The 17,603-nt window shown below is 70.4% G+C and carries 23 protein-coding genes; 10 read left to right on the forward strand and 13 right to left on the reverse strand.

The window, feature by feature from the left end:
* The first annotated feature begins 87 nt into the window (after positions 1-87).
* Genes pstC through pstB form a run of 3 tightly spaced genes read left to right on the forward strand, consistent with a single transcriptional unit; the run spans position 88 to position 2,945 of the window.
* Positions 88-1,065 carry a phosphate ABC transporter permease subunit PstC gene (gene pstC, locus ACZ4VI_RS06535; RefSeq protein ID WP_467997182.1) on the forward strand — a complete coding sequence of 326 codons (978 nt, stop codon included), beginning with the start codon at positions 88-90 and terminating at the stop codon, positions 1,063-1,065.
* The gene (gene pstA / locus ACZ4VI_RS06540; RefSeq protein ID WP_467997184.1) at positions 1,062-2,141 is read left to right on the forward strand and encodes a phosphate ABC transporter permease PstA; all 1,080 of its coding nucleotides are present in this window, start codon (positions 1,062-1,064) and stop codon (positions 2,139-2,141) included. Before pstC ends, pstA begins: the two co-directional genes overlap by 4 nt.
* Positions 2,142-2,168: 27 nt before the next feature.
* On the forward strand, positions 2,169-2,945 hold the full coding sequence (pstB, locus tag ACZ4VI_RS06545; protein WP_467997186.1) for a phosphate ABC transporter ATP-binding protein PstB: 777 nt from the start codon (positions 2,169-2,171) through the stop codon (positions 2,943-2,945).
* Positions 2,946-3,132: 187 nt separating this feature from the next.
* On the opposite strand, the gene ACZ4VI_RS06550 is transcribed toward pstB, so the two are convergent.
* Positions 3,133-4,131, reverse strand: a complete 999-nt coding sequence (locus ACZ4VI_RS06550) for an inorganic phosphate transporter (RefSeq protein ID WP_467997187.1) — start codon at positions 4,129-4,131, stop codon at positions 3,133-3,135.
* A gap of 5 nt (positions 4,132-4,136) precedes the next feature.
* Positions 4,137-4,757, reverse strand: a complete 621-nt coding sequence (locus ACZ4VI_RS06555; protein ID WP_467997189.1) for a DUF47 domain-containing protein — start codon at positions 4,755-4,757, stop codon at positions 4,137-4,139.
* 194 nt (positions 4,758-4,951) lie between these two features.
* Here ACZ4VI_RS06555 and ACZ4VI_RS06560 point away from each other — a divergent pair, with 194 nt between their 5' ends.
* Positions 4,952-5,302, forward strand: a complete 351-nt coding sequence (locus ACZ4VI_RS06560) for a metal-sensitive transcriptional regulator (RefSeq protein ID WP_467997191.1) — start codon at positions 4,952-4,954, stop codon at positions 5,300-5,302.
* A gap of 38 nt (positions 5,303-5,340) precedes the next feature.
* Here ACZ4VI_RS06560 and ACZ4VI_RS06565 read toward each other — a convergent pair whose 3' ends face one another.
* Positions 5,341-5,529, reverse strand: coding sequence for a hypothetical protein (locus ACZ4VI_RS06565; RefSeq protein ID WP_467997192.1), 189 nt, complete (start codon positions 5,527-5,529; stop codon positions 5,341-5,343).
* 109 nt (positions 5,530-5,638) lie between these two features.
* Positions 5,639-6,445, reverse strand: a complete 807-nt coding sequence (locus ACZ4VI_RS06570; RefSeq protein WP_467997194.1) for an SCO4651 family lipoprotein — start codon at positions 6,443-6,445, stop codon at positions 5,639-5,641.
* A 338-nt stretch (positions 6,446-6,783) separates the two neighbouring features.
* Here ACZ4VI_RS06570 and ACZ4VI_RS06575 point away from each other — a divergent pair, with 338 nt between their 5' ends.
* A complete protein-coding gene (locus tag ACZ4VI_RS06575) occupies positions 6,784-7,455 on the forward strand; it encodes a response regulator (protein ID WP_467997196.1) in 672 nt (223 codons plus the stop codon).
* Complete coding sequence (locus ACZ4VI_RS06580; RefSeq protein WP_467997197.1) at positions 7,452-8,573, forward strand: sensor histidine kinase; 1,122 nt, start codon at positions 7,452-7,454, stop codon at positions 8,571-8,573. The genes ACZ4VI_RS06575 and ACZ4VI_RS06580 overlap by 4 nt, the downstream gene beginning before the upstream one ends.
* 128 nt (positions 8,574-8,701) lie before the next feature.
* On the opposite strand, the gene ACZ4VI_RS06585 is transcribed toward ACZ4VI_RS06580, so the two are convergent.
* From ACZ4VI_RS06585 to ACZ4VI_RS06615, 7 genes are all read right to left on the reverse strand, one after another.
* Positions 8,702-9,610, reverse strand: a complete 909-nt coding sequence (locus tag ACZ4VI_RS06585) for a hypothetical protein (RefSeq protein ID WP_467997199.1) — start codon at positions 9,608-9,610, stop codon at positions 8,702-8,704.
* Positions 9,607-10,530, reverse strand: a complete 924-nt coding sequence (locus tag ACZ4VI_RS06590; RefSeq protein WP_467997200.1) for an ABC transporter ATP-binding protein — start codon at positions 10,528-10,530, stop codon at positions 9,607-9,609. The genes ACZ4VI_RS06585 and ACZ4VI_RS06590 overlap by 4 nt, the downstream gene beginning before the upstream one ends.
* Positions 10,527-10,805 (reverse strand): hypothetical protein, encoded by a 279-nt coding sequence (locus tag ACZ4VI_RS06595; RefSeq protein WP_467997202.1) that lies wholly within the window; start codon positions 10,803-10,805, stop codon positions 10,527-10,529. Before ACZ4VI_RS06595 ends, ACZ4VI_RS06590 begins: the two co-directional genes overlap by 4 nt.
* 65 nt (positions 10,806-10,870) lie before the next feature.
* Positions 10,871-11,308, reverse strand: coding sequence for a hypothetical protein (locus ACZ4VI_RS06600; protein WP_467997204.1), 438 nt, complete (start codon positions 11,306-11,308; stop codon positions 10,871-10,873).
* A 68-nt stretch (positions 11,309-11,376) separates the two neighbouring features.
* Positions 11,377-11,643: a response regulator transcription factor gene (locus ACZ4VI_RS06605; protein WP_467997205.1), complete on the reverse strand. Its 267-nt coding sequence runs from the start codon at positions 11,641-11,643 to the stop codon at positions 11,377-11,379.
* Between the two features lie 275 nt (positions 11,644-11,918).
* Entirely contained in the window at positions 11,919-12,635 is a 717-nt protein-coding gene (locus tag ACZ4VI_RS06610; protein WP_467997207.1) for a phosphatase PAP2 family protein, read from the reverse strand.
* A gap of 169 nt (positions 12,636-12,804) precedes the next feature.
* Complete coding sequence (locus ACZ4VI_RS06615) at positions 12,805-13,833, reverse strand: C40 family peptidase (protein ID WP_467997209.1); 1,029 nt, start codon at positions 13,831-13,833, stop codon at positions 12,805-12,807.
* A gap of 176 nt (positions 13,834-14,009) precedes the next feature.
* Between ACZ4VI_RS06615 and ACZ4VI_RS06620 the strand changes: the two genes are divergently transcribed.
* Positions 14,010-14,657 (forward strand): hypothetical protein, encoded by a 648-nt coding sequence (locus ACZ4VI_RS06620; RefSeq protein ID WP_467997211.1) that lies wholly within the window; start codon positions 14,010-14,012, stop codon positions 14,655-14,657.
* Between the two features lie 21 nt (positions 14,658-14,678).
* Here ACZ4VI_RS06620 and ACZ4VI_RS06625 read toward each other — a convergent pair whose 3' ends face one another.
* Positions 14,679-15,266, reverse strand: a complete 588-nt coding sequence (locus tag ACZ4VI_RS06625) for a Uma2 family endonuclease (protein WP_467997213.1) — start codon at positions 15,264-15,266, stop codon at positions 14,679-14,681.
* Between the two features lie 73 nt (positions 15,267-15,339).
* The gene (locus tag ACZ4VI_RS06630; RefSeq protein WP_467997215.1) at positions 15,340-15,813 is read right to left on the reverse strand and encodes an ATP-binding protein; all 474 of its coding nucleotides are present in this window, start codon (positions 15,811-15,813) and stop codon (positions 15,340-15,342) included.
* A 211-nt stretch (positions 15,814-16,024) separates the two neighbouring features.
* On the opposite strand from ACZ4VI_RS06630, the gene ACZ4VI_RS06635 reads away from it, so the two are divergent.
* From ACZ4VI_RS06635 to ACZ4VI_RS06645, 3 genes are read left to right on the forward strand one after another with little or no spacing between them, the layout of a single operon-like run.
* Positions 16,025-16,876, forward strand: coding sequence for a helix-turn-helix domain-containing protein (locus ACZ4VI_RS06635; protein WP_467997217.1), 852 nt, complete (start codon positions 16,025-16,027; stop codon positions 16,874-16,876).
* An 11-nt stretch (positions 16,877-16,887) separates the two neighbouring features.
* Positions 16,888-17,265 carry a DUF397 domain-containing protein gene (locus ACZ4VI_RS06640; RefSeq protein ID WP_467997219.1) on the forward strand — a complete coding sequence of 126 codons (378 nt, stop codon included), beginning with the start codon at positions 16,888-16,890 and terminating at the stop codon, positions 17,263-17,265.
* Between the two features lie 42 nt (positions 17,266-17,307).
* Complete coding sequence (locus ACZ4VI_RS06645; protein WP_467997220.1) at positions 17,308-17,601, forward strand: hypothetical protein; 294 nt, start codon at positions 17,308-17,310, stop codon at positions 17,599-17,601.
* Positions 17,602-17,603: the final 2 nt, after the last annotated feature.

Genomic DNA, 17,603 nt, shown 5'->3' on the forward strand with positions numbered 1-17,603 from the left:
ACGAGTGACGGACCGGTCCCGGCATCCGGTGCACCGCCGCCAGGAGCCCGTACATCCGTACCGGCTCCGCAGACCGGAGAAACCAGAATGGTTACGACAACCACACCACAGATACGAAACAGCCGGCGCGCCAAGAGCGCGACGCGCCCGGGCGACCGGGTCTTCCTCGGGCTGTCCCGGGGATCCGGCATCACCCTCCTGGTGATCATGGCCGCGATCGCGGGCTTCCTCACCTACCGCGCGGTCCTCGCGGTCTCCCAGGACTCCACGAACTTCTTCACCACCTTCGAGTGGAACCCGGCGGCCAACCCGCCGGCCTTCGGCATTGCCGTCCTCGCCTTCGGCACGGTCGTCTCGTCGATCATCGCGATGGTCATCGCCGTGCCGGTCGCCATCGGCATCGCGCTGTTCATCTCCCACTACGCCCCGCGCAGGCTGGCCAAGCCGCTCGCGTACGTGGTCGACCTGCTCGCCGCCGTGCCCAGCATCATCTACGGCCTCTGGGGCGCGATCTTCCTCGTGCCGTACCTCGACGGGCTCAACCAGTGGCTCGACGAGTACATGGGCTGGACGTACATCTTCGACAAGGCCAGCGACGGCGTCGCCCGCAACCTCTTCACCGTGGGCATCCTGCTGGCGATCATGATCCTGCCGATCATCACCAACGTGACCCGCGAGGTCTTCCTCCAGGTCCCGCAGACGCAGGAAGAGGCCGCCCTCGCCCTCGGCGCCACGCGCTGGGAGGTCATCCGGATGTCGGTCCTCCCCTTCGGCCGCTCGGGCATCATCTCCGCCTCGATGCTGGGCCTCGGCCGCGCGCTCGGCGAGACGATGGCCGTCGCCGTCGTGCTGTCCCCCAGCTTCGTCTTCTCGGGCCACCTGCTCGACCCGGGCGGCGGCACGTTCGCCCAGAACATCGCCGCGAAGTTCAACGAGGCCGACGAGTTCGGCCGGGACGCCCTGATCGCCTCCGGTCTCGTCCTCTTCGTCATCACCCTGCTGGTCAACGGCGCGGCCCGGTGGATCATCGCCCGCCGCAAGGAGTACTCGGGGGCCAACGCATGAGCCACAACGCCGTACAGGACCGTCCTCCCGTGACCGTCGCGGTGAAGCACGATCCGCTCAAGCACTCCCGGCTCCCCCGCTGGACCCCCTTCGCCACCGCCGTAGGGTCGATCGCCGCCGCTGTCGGCCTCGGACTCGGCGCCGGCTGGCACAGCAAGATCCAGTGGGGCCTGATCGCCGCGCTGTTCTTCGTCCTCGCGACGTACGCGATCACCTCCAAGGTCGAGGGCACCCGCCAGGCCAAGGACCGGGTCGCGACCAGCCTCGTCTGGGTCTGCTTCATCCTGGCCGTCGTCCCGCTGCTCTCGCTCGCCTGGGTCACGATCAGCAAGGGCATGGAAGCCCTCGACCCGTACTTCCTCACCCACTCGATGAACGGCGTCCTCGACGCCGAGGCCGGCGGCGGTGTCTACCACGCGCTGCTCGGCACGATCGAGCAGGTCGGCATCGCGACCCTGATCGCCGCGCCGATCGGCCTGCTGACCGCGGTCTACCTCGTCGAGTACGGCGGCGGGAAGCTCGCCCAGGCCGTCACCTTCTTCGTCGACGTCATGACGGGCATCCCGTCGATCGTCGCGGGTCTGTTCATCCTCGCCACCTGGAATCTGATGCTGGGCTTCGGGCCCTCCGGATTCGCCGGCGCGATGGCCCTCGCGATCCTGATGATGCCGGTCGTGGTCCGCTCCACCGAGGAGATGCTCAAGCTCGTCCCGAACGAGCTGCGCGAGGCCTCCCTCGCGCTCGGCATCCCGAAGTGGCGCACGATCCTGAAGGTGGTCCTGCCCACCGCGATCGGCGGCATCACCACGGGCGTCATGCTCGCGGTCGCCCGCATCACCGGTGAGACGGCCCCCGTCCTGCTCCTCGTGTTCGGTACGAAGCTGATCAACCCGAACCCCTTCGAAGGCGCCCAGTCCTCGCTGCCGCTCTACGTGTACGAGCAGTACGCGGTCGGCACCGACGCCGCCGTGTCCCGTGCCTGGGCCGCAGCGCTCGTCCTGATCGCCTTCGTCATGATCCTCAACCTGGTGGCCCGCGGCATCGCCCGCTGGAAGGCCCCCAAGACCAGCCGCTGACCGCGGCCACCCTGGAAGTGAATTGATATGGCCAAGCGAATCGACGTCAGCGGCCTCTCCGCGTACTACGGCGCCCACAAGGCGATCGACGACATCTCCATGACGGTCGAGCCCCGCTCGGTGACGGCCTTCATCGGCCCCTCCGGCTGCGGCAAGTCCACGTTCCTGCGCACCCTGAACCGCATGCACGAGGTCACCCCCGGTGGCCGCGTCGAGGGCAAGGTCCTCCTGGACGACCAGGACCTGTACGGCGCCGGGGTCGACCCGGTCGCCGTGCGCCGCACGGTCGGCATGGTGTTCCAGCGCCCGAACCCCTTCCCCACCATGTCGATCTTCGACAACGTGGCGGCGGGCCTGCGGCTGCAGGGCAGCTACAAGAAGGCGCAGCTCAACGAGATCGTCGAGCGCTCCCTCAAGGGCGCGAACCTCTGGAACGAGGTCAAGGACCGCCTGAACAAGCCGGGCTCCGGCCTCTCCGGCGGTCAGCAGCAGCGTCTGTGCATCGCCCGCGCGATCGCGGTCGAGCCCGACGTCCTGCTGATGGACGAGCCCTGCTCGGCGCTCGACCCGATCTCGACGCTGGCGATCGAGGACCTGATCGGCGAGCTGAAGGAGCGCTTCACGATCGTCATCGTGACGCACAACATGCAGCAGGCCGCCCGCGTCTCGGACCGTACGGCCTTCTTCAACCTGGCGGCCGTGGGCCAGCCGGGCAAGCTGATCGAGCTCGACGACACGGAGCGCATCTTCTCCAACCCGAGCGTCCAGGCGACCGAGGACTACATCTCCGGCCGCTTCGGATAAACGCTCCCCCACACGTCCTGCGGTGCTGCATGGCGGTGCCACCGCAAGACGAAATGGGCCCGGCTCCCCACAGGGAGCCGGGCCCAACCACGTTGTGGGCATACGTTCCGCAGGGGCGGAACGGGTGGGCACAACGCCACGAGGGCGGCGCCCCTTCAGGCCCGTACACCCCAGGGGCCTGGGCCCGTCACCCGAAGAACAAGCGCACCACGTAGAAGCTGAGCGCCGCGACCACCGCGGCGGCCGGCATCGTGATGAACCACCCCAGCACGATGTTCTTCGCAACCCCCCACCGCACCGCGTTCACGCGCTTCGTGGCGCCCACGCCCATGATCGCCGACGTGATCACATGCGTCGTGGAGATCGGCGCGTGGAACAGGAACGCCGAGCCGAACATGATCGACGCCCCCGTCGTCTCCGCCGCGAACCCCTGCGGCGGATCCAGCTCGATGATCTTCCGGCCGAGCGTCCGCATGATCCGCCAGCCACCCGCGTACGTACCCAGCGAGAGCATCACGGCGCACGCGATCTTCACCCACACCGGGATCTCGTCGCCCGCCTGCTGCACATCCGCGATGACCAGCGCCATCACCACGATGCCCATCGTCTTCTGGGCGTCCTGAAGACCGTGACCGAGCGCCATGCCCGCCGCCGACACCGTCTGGGCGATGCGGAAGCCGCGCTTCGTCTTGTGCGGGTTGGACTTGCGGAAGATCCACATGATCAGGCACATGACCAGGTAACCGGCCAGCAGACCGACGACCGGCGAGATGAACATCGGGATGACGACCTTGTCGAGCACGCCTCCCCAGAGCACCTCCGTACCACCGGCGAGTGCCGCGCCCACCATGCCGCCGAACAGCGCGTGCGAGGAGGAGGACGGCAGACCGAAGTACCAGGTCACCAGGTTCCAGATGATCGCGCCGACGAGCGCGGCGAAAAGGATGCCCATCCCCTTGTCACCGTGCGGCGTCTCGATCAGGCCCTCGCTGACGGTCTTCGCGACCCCGCTGCCGAGGAACGCTCCGGCGAGGTTCATCACCGCGGCCATCGCCAGCGCCGCTCGCGGGGTCAGCGCCCGCGTCGAAACAGACGTGGCGATGGCATTGGCCGAGTCGTGGAACCCATTGGTATACGTAAAACCGAGCGCGACACCGATGGTCACGATCAGCGCAAAGGTGTCCACGAAGCTCAGGACTCCTTGACCGCGATGGTCTCCACCGTGTTCGCCACGTGCTCGAATGCGTCGGCCGCCTCTTCGAGGACGTCCACGATCTGCTTGAGCTTGAGCACGTCCATGGCGTCGTACTTGCCGTTGAAGAGGTGGGCGAGCAGCTTGCGGTGGATCTGGTCGGCCTGGTTCTCGAGCCGGTTGACCTCGATCCAGTACTCGGTGAGGTGGTCCATCGTCCGCAGGTTCGGCATCGCCTCGGCGGTCAGCACGGCCGCCCGCGCCAGCACCTCGATCTGCTGCTCGACGCCCTTGGGAAGCTCTTCGACGTTATAGAGGACGACCAGGTCGACGGCCTCCTCCATGAAGTCCATGATGTCGTCGAGGGAGGACGCGAGGGAGTAGATGTCCTCGCGGTCGAAGGGCGTGATGAAAGAGGAGTTGAGCTGGTGGAAGATCGCGTGGGTCGCATCGTCACCGGCGTGTTCCGCTGCCCGCATCCGCTCCGCGATCTCGGCCCGGGCGGAAGGCTCCGCCCCGAGCAGTTCCATCAGGAGCTTGGAGCCCGTGACGATGTTGTCCGCGGATGCGGCGAACATGTCGTAGAAGCTCGTCTCCCTGGGGGTCAGACGAAATCGCACGTGGGGTCCTCGGGGTGCTGGGTTTCGGTCAGGCTGATGCTAGGCGCATCATCCGGCCACGGCTAACCGGCGTCCCTTCAGTGTCGCCCATCAGGCACAGTGAACTGCCACGGGCCCCCGCGCGGATCGGCGGGGATCGGTACCATATACCCACGAGGGGTATACACACCCTTTCTGGACAACGGGAGTACGCGATGACGACCACCGATGCGGCCGAGCTCACCCCCGACACCGCCGCACCCCTGACCGACCACGACCACGGCGTGCACGGCTACCACAAGCAGAAGGACGAGCACCTCAAGCGACTGCGCCGGATCGAGGGCCAGATCCGCGGTCTGCAGCGGATGGTCGACGAGGACACTTACTGCATCGACATACTCACGCAGGTCTCGGCCTCCACGAAGGCCCTGCAGTCCTTCGCGCTCCAGCTCCTGGAGGAGCACCTGCGGCACTGCGTCGCCGACGCCGCGACCAAGGGCGGCGACGAGATCGACGCGAAGGTCGAGGAGGCCACGAAGGCCATCGCGCGGATGATGCGTACCTGAGAGAACCGGGGCCGAGGACGACGGCCCCGGTTCTCAGGTCAGCAATGGTCGGCCCGCTCCATCGCGGCCCCGACCCTCAGCACCTCGTCGATACGGTCCGCGCTGAGCCGCTCCCCCTCGACAGCCGATGCCGCGATGATCAGCTCACCGCACAGCTCGATCTCGGCGAGAGCGACGTAGTCCTGGTCAGTGGGCACTGTCGCGGTACTGGGCGGAGCCACGCGCATTCACCTCTTCCTGCCGGCGTCGGTCTCCCAGCGTAGGGAGCGGGCCACGCACCGCGCATGACACGTCCGGACCATTTGGGAATGGCCTGCGGGTGGCTTCCGGTGACCGCTACACCTTGATCTTTCCGGCGTAGATGTCCTTACGGTTCGGCAGCCGTACGTCGACGGGGGTGCCGAACCCGTACAGCAGCGTCGTCGACGCGACCGCGACCGTCCGCCCCTGGTTGGCGAAGCTGAACTGGTGCCGGACCTTGCGCAGCCGCCCTTCCCCGTCCAGATACGCGTCGAAGGGGACGGTGTCCTTGGCGAACCCTTTCGCCGCCGCGGCGAGCGCCCCCCGCACCTGCGGCGAGGCGGCACGCGCGGCGACCGCGATGTCCGTCACTCCGCGATAGTGGCTGACTTTCACCCCTGCCAGATCGACCTCGCCGACATACGTCACGCGCTGCGCACCGCGCAGCAGCTCGGCGGCGGCGGCCGGGTCGGTGGCCCCGTTGGTGACGAGGTTGCCGTCGTCCAGGGTGGTGACGTCCACCCGTACCCACTTGTCGGCGGGCACGCCCGCGCCGCGGTTCTTCATATAGAGCGCGCCGGGGGCGAGAAGCTCGGTGATGGGCCGGTGCTCGCTGGCTCCGGCGGCGTCCTTGGGCAGGACGACCTGGAGGCGGCCGGTGCGGCGGCGGAAGTCGTAGCCGCCCTCGCCGCGGATGGTCACGCGCGTCCCGCCGGCCGCCATCTCCATGCTGGTGCTGGTCTTGGAGGTCCCGGCCCGGGTCAGCACCTCGGCCGCGCCCCGTACGGTCGCGGTCGGGTCGCCGCCGGGCTTGGCGTCCTCGGGGCCGGCGCATCCGCCGGCCATCAGTGCTGCGGCGACGGCCCACGCCCCGCCCCTGCGCCCGTACCGCTGCACCACCATCGCCTGCCAACCCCCAACGCCGTACCACTGCTTGTCCGGGACCCGCCCGATCCGCATAACGACGGCCTGGGCGACCCGTCACGCGCAGTACGGTGGATACGTGCACCAGCAGGCCCCGCATCACACGACCACGACGGAACGCGGCTCTTTCGCCGTCGCCCGGTGCAGCTGCGGCTGGACGGGCCCGGCCCGGAGATCACGCGGCAGGGCGAGGACGGACGCGGCGACGCACACGGAGGACGCGCGGCGGACTGCCTAGGCCCGCGCGGGAGCTTGGTCCCCGGCGTCACCGGTTGTTATGTTCGACCGGAATGGACCAGCCAACGGGGGATGGTTGCGTGATCCGGGCCCTGATCGTCGACGACGAGATCCTGCTGCGCACCTGTATGCAGCAGATCCTCGAATCGGAGCCGGACATCCATGTGCCGGCGACCTGCGACGGCCCGGACGCCGTCGCCGCGGTCGCGGCCCACCGCCCCGACGTGGTGCTGCTCGACCTGCGGATGCCAGGCACCGACGGCCTCACCGTGCTGAAGGCCCTGCGCGCCCAGGAGGCTCCGCCCGCCGTGGCCGTGCTGACCACCTTCTCCTCCGAGGAGGACGTCACGGGGGCCCTCAGCGCCGGAGCCGCGGGCTTCCTCCTCAAGGACACCGCACCCGACGAACTGATCCATTCGGTACGACTGATCGCGGCCGGCGGCACTGTGCTGTCGGCGCCGGTCGCCCGGTCCGTCGTCCAGGGATTCCTCGCCCAGGGCCCCGCCACCGCCGCTGCCCACGACACGGCCCGGCCGGACGCGCTGACCGCGCGCGAACGCGAGGTGCTCGCCCTGCTGGCGGACGGGCTCCCCAACACCGACATCGGCCGCCGCCTGGGCCTGAGCCCGGCCACGACCAAGGACCACGTCAGCGCGATCCTCGGCAAGCTCGGCGTGGCGAACCGCGTCCAGGCCGCGGTCTACGCCCACCGGTCGGGGCTGGCGAGCACGGCACCCTGGACGTCCGCATGAGGTTCCCGCCCGCCGCGCAGACCGCGGTCGTCCTCGGGGTCTCGACCGCCGAGGTCGCCACGACGTGGCGCGCGAGCGCCCCATGGGAGCTCGCGCTGTACGGGTTCACCTGCGGAGCGGTCGCCCTCAGCACCCGGTGGCCCACCCTCGCGCACCTGGCCACGCTGCCGGTCGCGTGCACCGGCTATCTGCTGCTCGCGCCCATGCTCACCATGTACCGGGCAACCTACGCGGCCCGTTCCCGCGCGACGATGCTCACCTGCGCGGTGCTCCTCTTCCTCGCTGCCCTCGTCTCCTGGAACCCGGCGCGGCTCGACGAGCCGCTGTCCTTGGAGTTCGCCCTGGCGGCCTTCATGTACTCCGCACTCGTCAGCGCCGGCCCGACCGCGCTCGGCTCGCTCGGGCGGGCCAAACGGGAACTGTCCACGCACATCGCGGACCTGGTCGCGGCGCAGGAGCGCGAGCGGCTGCTCCTCGCCCGCACGGCGGTGGCGGAGGAACGGGCCCGGCTGGCCCGCGACATGCACGACTCGGTCTCGTACCACGTCAGCCTGATCGCCGTACGGGCCGGAGCGCTGGAGCGGACCGCGCCGGACCCGGAGAGCAGGGCGGCGGCCGCCGACATCCGGCGCCTCGGGGGTGCGGCGATGACCGAACTGCGGCGTCTGGTCGGCCGGTTGAAGGCCGGACCGGGCGACGCCGGAGACCGGCCCGGGCTGCGGGAGGTGCCCGCGCTGATCGAGGAGAGCGGGCTCGACGTGTCGGCGGAACTCGGGCGGGCGGCGGCGGGCGAATGGCCGCCGACCGTGCAGGAGGCCGCGTACCGCATCGTGCAGGAGGGGCTGACCAACATACGGAAGCACTCCCCTGGTTCGCCGACGACGGTGACACTCACCGCCGCGCCGGCGCCCGGCCCGGCGGCGCTGCTCGTCGAGATCCGCAGCGGCCTGCCCCCGGAAACGCCCGCCCCGGCCCCGGAACCGCTGCCGGGCAGCGGCCTCGGCCTCGCCGGCCTGCGGGAACGGGCGAGCGCGCTCGGCGGCCGCCTGGAGACGGGCCCGACGGACGACGGCGGCTTCCTCGTCAGCGCGACCCTGCCGTGCCCTGCGGGCGACTGAGCCCGGACGGGGCGGGGGTGGGTGAGCCGGTATGGGCAGGCCGTACGGGCCGGGTCGTAACGGCCGGGTCGTAACCGTCCGGCGATGACGGTCGCGCAGGTCCGTCCGTAGGGGCCCGGCGGTCCCGGTCAGGCGGTTTCGCGCCGGCGGTAGGCCCAGGCGCCGACCAGTCCGAGCAGCAGGGTGAACACCCCGTACACGGCGAGCCCGGCCCACGGCGTGAGGTCGCTGCCGAGCATCGCCTGCGCGAACGCGGCGTCCTCGGACGTCAGAGAGCCGTCCGGGGCGCCCGCCATCGCGGCGCGGGAGGCGGCGAACGGCAGCCATCCGCCCAGCCCCTCGACGTCGAGGAGTCGGCCCGCCAACAGTCCGGTGAGGCGTTCGGCGACCAGTGGCCACACGACGAGGACGAGGACGGTCCCGGCGCGGTTGCGCACCAGCGCCGCGACCGCGCCGGCCACCACCGGCCAGCAGGCCATGACCAGCACGAAGCGCAGCAGCGCGGGCAGCGCCTGCCCCCATGCGGGCTGGGGCACTCCGGCCACGGCGAGGGACAGCGCGGCGGAGACTCCGGCGAGCAGGGCGGAGGCCGCCGCGACGGCGGCGATGAACACGGCGCCGACGCCGAGCTTCGCGCCGTACGCCGTCGTCCGGGAGGCGGCGGTCAGCCAGGCGGTACGGGCGGCGCCCCGCGCGAGGTCGGTGCTGACGGGCCCGGTGGCTACCGCCATGAGGAGGAGGGCGAGCATCGGCACCTGGGTGGCGGCGGGCGACCACTGGAGGGCGTCCGCGACGGCCGCGGGCGTCGGGGCGGCTCCCGGCTCGGCCGACAGGAGCAGCGCCACGCCGTTGCCTACGGCCAGGACGGCCACGACCGCGAGCAGGATCCAGGTGGACCGCAGGCCACGCAAGTGGCGCCACTCGTAGGCGGCGGCGCGGCGCAGGGCCGTGACCGCCGACGGGGAGACGGGCGGCGGGGCGAGCGGGGACGAGGACGCGAGCGGAGAAGCGACCGGGGATGCGGACGGCAAGGTCATCGGATCTGGAACTCCTCGTACGCCACGGAGAGGTAGAAGTCCTCCAGGGAGGGGGGTCGTTCGTCGAGCCAGCTCAGCACCACCGACTCCGCGGCGGCCAGGGCTCCCACCCGGAACCGGTCGAGGCCCCGGATCGCGATCCGGCCGCCGTCCAGCGGCTCGGTCGTCCCGCCCGCCCGCTCCACGAGCTCCGTCAGCCGCTCGGGCTGCGGGCTCTGCGCGGTGACCGTCCCGGTCCGCGCGCCGATCTCCTCGACGGTCGTCTCGGCGACCACCCGGCCCTGGGCGAGGACGATCACACGGTCGGCGAGCTGCTCCGTCTCCCCCAGCAGGTGGCTGGAGACGAGGACGGCCCGGCCTTCCCGCGCGAGAGCGCGCAGGAACGTGCGCAGCCAGAGCAGCGCGTGCGGGTCGAGGCCGTTGGCCGGTTCGTCGAGGACGAGGACGCGCGGATCACCGAGCATCGCCTGGGCGATGCCGGCCCGCTGGGCCATGCCGAGGGAGAGCGCACCCAGGCGCAGTCCGGCGGCTTCGCCCAGACCGACCATGTCGAGCACCTCGTCGACCCGGCGGCCGGGCAGGCCCATGCCGGCGGCGACCATGCCCAGATGGGTCCGCAGCCGGTGCGCGGGGTGGCCCGCGACGCCGCCGAGGACCGCGCCGACCACCTGCCCGGGGGACTTCCAGTCGGTGAGGGGCCGACCCAGGAAGTAGGTGCGTCCCTCGCCCCGGATGAGGCCGAGCATCAGCCGGATCGCCGTGCTCTTGCCGGCTCCGTTGGCGCCGAGAAATCCCGTCACCGAACCGGCCGGGACGTTCAGGGAAATGTCGTGGAGGACGGTTTTCCGTCCGAATTCGCGGCGCAGGGAATGGGCGGTCATACCGGTCTCGTCCACGGATATCGCTTCGGCGGTGTTCACCAGGGCCATCCGTGCGTGTTCCAGGCGGCGAGTCCGATGACGACGAGGGCGACGGCACAGCTGCCCCCGCCCCAGCTCGGGCTCTTCTTCGCGACGGCGCAGTAGAGCATTCCGCCGAGGGTCAGCAGAAGTCCCGCCCCGTACAGCAGCCAGCCGGCGTTGCGCCCGTTCTCCCCGGACACGAAGAAGAACGCCGGAAAGGTCAGCGCGAGCAGAACCATGGGTACGGCGAAGAACGAGTCCACCGGAGTGGATCCGGATTTCCTTGAGGTCATGTCGCGCCTTTCGTGTCTGTGTGGGGGGTGGGCCGCCCCCGGGTCTCGGGGGCGGCCCGGTCTGATCAGCCGACCCAGTTCAGGAGCTGCTCCCAGACCCAGGCCTGGGTGCCGGCGCCCAGCGCCCACCAGGCGGCCCGGACGGACCAGTGCTGGTCGCCCATCCACCGGTTGAAGGCCGCCTGGCCTTCCTTGGCCTTGGTCGCGGCCTTCTTGAACAGGCCGCCGGTCCGCTTCAGGAGCTCCAGGAACGCCTTCCCCTTGGAGCTGCCGGCCGCTGCCATCCGAACGCCCGCGACGTCGGCGGACGCGGCCGCCGGCATCGCGGCGGAGCCGCCGAACGCACCGACGGACGCCACCGAGCCGGTCGGCGTGTACGTGGCGACGGCGGCGACCGGGGCGGCCGGAGCGGCGGTCTGGGCCGCGCTGGCCGCCGGGGCCGCCACGCCGATGGCGAGGGCCGCGACGATCGAAGCGGTGGCTATACGGACTGACTTCTTCATTCTGGTGTCTCTCCCTGAGCGAACATCACTTACGGGAGACAACTCTCGTCAGCCCAAGGACCCTTTCTCTATTGTCTGTTAGGGAGGGTCAGACTTCCGTGGACCTCCGCGTGCCGGAGAATGGAGAGGGCCGTCGCGTCGCCGCGCGAGCGGAGTTCGAGTTTGGCGACGATGCTCGCCACATGCGCTTTGACGGTGCGTTCGGAAATTCCGAGCCTGCGGGCCAGCAGCCGATTGCTCTCACCGAGTCCGAGGAGGTGCAGCACCTCCTTCTCCCGGCGGGTCAGCTGGTCGATGTCGGGAGCCGCCACGGACAGGACGTTCGACGGCCCCAAGTGGCATGCATGAAAAGAGTCCTGGGTGCCTTGGGAATCGGGTCCCCGTGATGCTGCTGCCGGCAAGGCCATGAGTTTTTTCCCCGTGATCAGTCGCGAACAAGCGGTCGCGGCCCTCCCGTGGTCGGCGGAAGGACCCCGTCCCGCCATACTTCCATCCGCCGGATCGGCCGGTTTCATCCGCGGGGAGGGCCCCGGACGCACGCCACCCCCGCCGGATGGCGGGGGTGGGTCCCGCCGGACGGCGGGGGCGGAGCCTCTGGAGGGCGTTCGGGTCAGGCGGCGAGGTCGTTCTCGCCCGGGCCGGAGCCGATCCGGGGCTCGGGGATGTCGAGGGTCTCGGGGAGCGCGGACCGCGCGGCGGCACTGCGGGAGCGGACGAGACGGGCGCCGTGCCGGGAGCGGGCGACCGCGGAAACGATCGGGGTCAGCAGGGCGTGGGCAAGGGGGGCGAGGAGCAGCGCCACCGCCGTACCGAGGGCAAAGCCGCCGATGACGTCGGTCGGGTAGTGGACCCCCATGTAGACCCGGCAGAAGCCTTCGGCGAAGGCGAGGGCGATGGCGACGAGGCCGAGCTTGCGGTGGGCGACGAAGAGACCGACGCCGATGGCCATCGCAAGGGTCGCGTGATCGCTGACGAAGGAGAAGTCGGTCTTGCCGGCGACGAGGACGTCGAGGCCCTGGTGGTCGTTGAACGGCCGGGGCCGCTCGACGAACCCACGAATCGGGACGTTGACGAGCAGGGCGACGCCGGCGGCCAGCGGAGCCCAGACGAGCGCGGCGACGGCGGAGACGGAGTCGGTGAGGGTGCCGCGGCGGCGGACGCTCCACCAGCACCAGAGCGCGACGAGGACGAGGCCGAGCATGATCCCGTACTCGCCGACGAAGCCCATGACACGGTCGAACCAGGGCGGGGCGTCCTGCGCCAGCCCGTTGATGTCGTAGAGCAGGCTGACATCGGGGTTCGAACCATCCGATGCGAGTCCAGCCACTGCGGCCCCTTGCCTTGTCATGATCGGTCGAACGAACCGCCTGAGGCGGGCGTTCCGTTCTTCCTCGTAGATCACCCTGACGTTACCGAAGAGTGACGCGTCATCGCAGCTCAGGGCCTGCGCTTGACGGAGAGTTCCGGCCAGGACGCCGACGTCGGGCGACGGCCCGTCAGGCCTGCGGCAGATGCGTGGGAAGCGCCGCGGCCCCGTCCTTCGTCACCCTGGTGGCACCAAAATAGTCAGGCGTGTCGATCTTGTCGAAGCGGATGACGGCGCCGGTGCGCGGCGCGTCGATCATGTAGCCGCCGCCGACGTAGATGCCGACGTGCCTGATGGCGCGGGAGTTCGTCAGGTCGTCGGAGAAGAAGACCAGATCGCCGGGGAGCAGCTCGTCGCGCGAGGGGTGCGGACCGGCGTTGTACTGGTCGTTGGCGACGCGCGGCAGCTGGATCCCGACGGACTCGTACGAGGCCTGGGTCAGCCCGGAGCAGTCGAATCGGCCATTTTGAGCCGCGGTTCCGGTGCCGCCCCAGAGATAGGGGGTCCCGAGCTTCTGCTGCGCGTAGTAGATGGCACCCGCGGCCTGCCGGGAAGGCTCGACGCGCCCGACGGGCCGGGCGAAGCTCTTCTCCAGGGACCGGATGATCCTGACGTAGTTCTGCGTCTCGCTGATCCGGGGCACGCCACCGGACTTGATGACCCGGTAGGCGCCCGCGTTGTACGCGGCGAGCATGTTGTTCGTCGGATCGCCGGGCACGTCCTTCACGTAGCCGGCGAGCTCGCAGTCGTACGAAGCGGCCGACGGGATCGCGTCCTTGGGATCCCACACGTCCCGGTCCCCGTCCCGGTCTCCGTCGATGCCGTGCCCGGCCCAGGTGCCGGGGATGAACTGGGCGATGCCCATGGCGTTGGCGGGCGAGACGATCCGCGGGTTCCAGCCGCTCTCCTGGTAGAGCTGGGCGGCGAGCAGGGCCGGGTTGATGGCGGGGCAGAGGTTCCCCCACTGCTGCACCAGCCCCTGGTACGCGGCGGGCACGGCCCCCTTGGCGAGCGCCACGGTCCCGTTCTTGGCGTCCCCGGCGCCCCCGATGAGCCCGGCGGCCGCGGAGTACGTCCCAACGACGAGCAGCGCGACGAAGCTCAGGCACACGCCGAAGACCCCACCGGCCACCAGCCACGCCTTGCGCGCCCTACGCACCGTCAACCACCTCTGGGGTCTTGGCAGTCCTTCGAGCGACAAGTCTAGGTGCGGCGCCCGTCCGACGGGTGGGCGGACTGTTACCCGTTTCGGACAAAGTCCCGCAACCCCGGCCGGTATTCGGGGCGTCTCTGGTCGCGTCGTACAGCTGGATACGGCCACACAGAGGGATGACCATGAACCACAAGAGGACGGCAAGACTGGCAGTCGCGGCCCTGACGGCGACCCTGCTGACCGCCTGCGGCCCGGACGACGGCGGTCCCGACGGCGCCCCGGGGGCCCCGAGCCCTACGTCGGCCGCGCCGACTGCCCGGCCGACCGCTCCTCCCACCACCCGACCCACCGCTGCCGCGCTGACGTGCGATCAGCTCCGGAACGCCTACGTGCAGACCGCCCGCGTCAAACTGCCCGACTACCCCCTCGACTCGATGCGGCTGACCGACGGCCACTGGGAGGGCGAGGACGGCGTCCAGGTCGACCTGGTGGAGCCCCCGTGCGCGACCGGCCAGCTCGTCGGGGACGACGCGGCCGACGCCGTGGGCGTCGTGAAGGTCACCGCTGACGGCACGGGCCGCTTCTTCACCCTGGTCGTGTGGCGGAACGACCACGGGACGCCGGTCCCCTTCGCCACGGAGTCCTTCGGCGACCGCACCCCGGTCGTCTCGGTCACGGTGACCGGCCCCGTCGTGACGGTCGTCTACCGCACGCGCCGCGACACGGACCCGCCGGTGGCCAACACCCTGACCCGTACGGCCGTCTACCGCGTCGTCGGCACGGACCTCCAGGAAGTCAGCCACGTCGACACCCCGTACGTCGGGGGCTGACGGAAAGGGGGCGGGTCGGCGTCACTCCTGCCGGGCCGCCCCGTACACCGGGAGCCCCTCCGTGGACAGACGGAGCGAGAGCGGCGCGGGCAGGACGACCTCCTCGCCGTACTTGCCACGGCACACGTCCTGATACCCACCGCCCTCGGGCCGGGTGTGCAGGGCCCAGGTGCCGTGCCGGGGGTTGATGACGAGGAGGGCCTTGACGCCGGCCACGGCGTACCAGTCGTCCTTCTGGGAGATGTCCCGGGCCTTCTCCGAGGCGGAGAAGACCTCGACGGCCAGCTCGACGTCAAGGGGGGCGAGCAGCCAGTCGTCGGACTCCAAGAAGTCCGCGGGACAGACGGTGAGATCCGGCGTCACATAATCGTCGGGGTCACCCGGCATCTCGATCGAGGCCATCTCCACGGCGACGAGGGCTTCCGGCAGGCTCGGCGTGAGTGCCTGGTCCAGCCGGCGGATCGCACCGACGTGCTTCCCCCTCCGAGGCGGGGCCACCACGAGACTTCCTCCCACGATCTGCACGCGCAGACCGGTCGCTTCCTCGATCCGCTCGGCAACCTCGCGCAGCCGCCCGGGAACAGCTCGCAGGGAACGGGGTCCGAACATGGACAACCTCCGTGCGTGGGCCTCGGACATTACGGCCTCCCGTCGCACATCGACATCATTAGCCTACGTAAAGTCACAGTAGATCGCCCCACTGACAGTCGGGCTTCCGCGCGCACTCGACCCAGAGCAGCTTGCCGCCGGTCCCGTGCAGCCCGCCCTGGAGCTCGTACGCTCCCCAGTTGTCCGCGCAGAGCTGTACGAGGAACAGCCCGCGCCCGCGCTCGGCGTCACCGTCGGGCGGCTGGGCCAGCGGCCCCCGGAAGGGCGGCGGGATGACGGGATTCGCGTCCCAGACGCTGAGCCGGAGCCGCTCGGGGCCGTGGAGGGCGCGGAGGCGGAGGGTGTACGGCTCTGAGGAGTAACGGTGCGCGTTGGTGACGAGCTCGCCCGCGAGGAGCTCGGCGGTGTCGATGAGCCCGCCCCCCATGCCGTGCGCGGCGAGGACGGTACGGAGCGTACGGCGGGCGACACCGGGGGCACGGGGGTCGTTCGGGAGTGTGAGCGTGTAGGCCCAGGGTGCGGTGGGCGGGGATACGGTTGCGGTCATGGAAGTCTCCGGTCGGGGAGGGAAGTTGGATGACGTCGTGATGGGGCCTGGTGACGAGGCCGCTCCGTCGAGCGGGGTACTTCCAGGCGGGTGGCCTGTTAAGACGGTAGGGCGATTTCAAGGATTCCTTGCCTGATTCCAAGGAATCCGCCCCATCCTTCATCCGTGTGAGTGACCGGACACCACCCCTTCCCCACCAAGGAGTTGCGACATGACGCGCAGGGTCGCCCCTTCCGCCCGCCGCGTGCGCCTGGCCACCGAACTGCGCAAACTGCGCGAGCGCGCCGGCATGACGTCGACCGAGGCCGCCCGCCTGATCGGCACGAGCGCAGGTCAACTGAGCAACATCGAGACCGCCCGCTTCGGCGCGAGTCCTGACCGCGTCCGAGCCCTCGCACACGTCTACGGGTGCGCCGACCAGCTCTACATGGACGCGCTCGCGAACATGGCAGCCGAGCGGATGCGAGGGTGGTGGGAGGAGTACCGCGAGCTTCTCCCGGCCGGCCTGCGCGACCTCGCTGAACTGGAACACCACGCGCAAGCGCTGCGCACCGCGTACACCGCCCACATCCCGGGACTCCTTCAGACCGCCGAGCACGCACGCGAGGTGTTCCGCCAGGTCGTGCCCGAGCTGTCGCCGCCCGAGATCGAGCATCGCCTCTCGCACCGGATGAAGCGCCAGGACGTCATCTTCCGGGCCACCCCCATCCCGTACTCGACGATCATTCACGAGGCCGCACTCCGCATGAAGTTCGGCGGCCCGGAGGCGGCCCACCGCCAGCTGGACCACCTGCTTCGCATGAGCGAGCGCCCCCATATCTCGGTGCAGGTCATTCCCTTCGACGCGGGGGCATTCCCCGGCTCTGGGCAGTCGGTCTGTTACGCGTACGGACCCGTACCTCAGCTCGACACGGTCCACCTCGACCAGTCGCACGGCCCGGCGATGCTCGACACGGAGGCACAGTTGGACAAGTACCGCACCCTCCTGGACCGCATGGAAGCCGTCGCCCTGAGCGAGACGGCCTCGCGGGAACTCATCCACGCCATCGCCAAGACCCTGTGAGAGGAACCGCCATGGAAACCCTGCCCGGCTGGCAGAAGTCTTCGTACTGCGGCGAGGGCGACGCCTGCGTCCACGTCACCGCCGCGCCCGACGGCCACGTGAGACTGACGGAGAGCGCCGACCCCACCGGCTCCATACTCACCGTCACCCCCGACCGCTTCCGCGCCCTGCTCGACGCCCTGAAGGCGGGCTCCCCGGCGGCCGGCGTCACGGTGGCCCATGGGCCAGGGGACGCCGTACGCCTCCGTGCAGACGACGGCACCGCCACCGTCACGACTGAGGCCCGGAAGTGGGACGCGTTCGTGCGCGGCGTGCGCGACGGGGAGTTCGATCACTTTGCCGATCGGCACCGACGCCGGATCGTGAGGCGCGGGCGGGTGCGTCAGTGATCCTCGGATGCGAGAATCCGGCCGTCGAGAGGAGCACACCCCATGGCACGCACAGGCGCACGGCGCAGGAGAAGGCCGGATGCCAAGCCGGCGCGGCGGGTTGTCGTCGTGGCCGCGGGAGTGGCTGCGGCTGTGGCGGTGGCCACCGCGGCGTTCGCCGTCCAGGGCCAGGACGGCGGCGAGCGCGGCGTCGTCAAGAACGACGGCGAGGTCGTCGAGTACGGCGTGACCGAGGACGAGAGCCGCAAGCAGCAGGAGTACTGGACCGAGGAACGCGTCCGCGAGGCGGTGCGCGACTCCAAGCCGCTCGGGCCTCTCGGGATCGAGCGCGACTGAGG

The organism is Streptomyces sp. NPDC029169 (assembly GCF_055563935.1).

Bases quoted from the DNA above. Each gene is read 5' to 3' on its own strand.
- ACZ4VI_RS06630 (WP_467997215.1), bottom strand. From the start codon at position 15,813: ATGACCGCAACCGTATCCCCGCCCACCGCACCCTGGGCCTACACGCTC.
- pstA (WP_467997184.1), top strand. From the start codon at position 1,062: ATGAGCCACAACGCCGTACAGGACCGTCCTCCCGTGACCGTCGCGGTG.
- ACZ4VI_RS06580 (WP_467997197.1), top strand. From the start codon at position 7,452: ATGAGGTTCCCGCCCGCCGCGCAGACCGCGGTCGTCCTCGGGGTCTCG.
- ACZ4VI_RS06635 (WP_467997217.1), top strand. From the start codon at position 16,025: ATGACGCGCAGGGTCGCCCCTTCCGCCCGCCGCGTGCGCCTGGCCACC.
- pstB (WP_467997186.1), top strand. From the start codon at position 2,169: ATGGCCAAGCGAATCGACGTCAGCGGCCTCTCCGCGTACTACGGCGCC.
- ACZ4VI_RS06640 (WP_467997219.1), top strand. From the start codon at position 16,888: ATGGAAACCCTGCCCGGCTGGCAGAAGTCTTCGTACTGCGGCGAGGGC.
- ACZ4VI_RS06620 (WP_467997211.1), top strand. From the start codon at position 14,010: ATGAACCACAAGAGGACGGCAAGACTGGCAGTCGCGGCCCTGACGGCG.
- ACZ4VI_RS06645 (WP_467997220.1), top strand. From the start codon at position 17,308: ATGGCACGCACAGGCGCACGGCGCAGGAGAAGGCCGGATGCCAAGCCG.
- ACZ4VI_RS06625 (WP_467997213.1), bottom strand. From the start codon at position 15,266: ATGTTCGGACCCCGTTCCCTGCGAGCTGTTCCCGGGCGGCTGCGCGAG.
- ACZ4VI_RS06570 (WP_467997194.1), bottom strand. From the start codon at position 6,445: ATGGTGGTGCAGCGGTACGGGCGCAGGGGCGGGGCGTGGGCCGTCGCC.
- ACZ4VI_RS06560 (WP_467997191.1), top strand. From the start codon at position 4,952: ATGACGACCACCGATGCGGCCGAGCTCACCCCCGACACCGCCGCACCC.
- ACZ4VI_RS06585 (WP_467997199.1), bottom strand. From the start codon at position 9,610: ATGACCTTGCCGTCCGCATCCCCGGTCGCTTCTCCGCTCGCGTCCTCG.
- ACZ4VI_RS06600 (WP_467997204.1), bottom strand. From the start codon at position 11,308: ATGAAGAAGTCAGTCCGTATAGCCACCGCTTCGATCGTCGCGGCCCTC.
- pstC (WP_467997182.1), top strand. From the start codon at position 88: ATGGTTACGACAACCACACCACAGATACGAAACAGCCGGCGCGCCAAG.
- ACZ4VI_RS06595 (WP_467997202.1), bottom strand. From the start codon at position 10,805: ATGACCTCAAGGAAATCCGGATCCACTCCGGTGGACTCGTTCTTCGCC.
- ACZ4VI_RS06565 (WP_467997192.1), bottom strand. From the start codon at position 5,529: ATGCGCGTGGCTCCGCCCAGTACCGCGACAGTGCCCACTGACCAGGAC.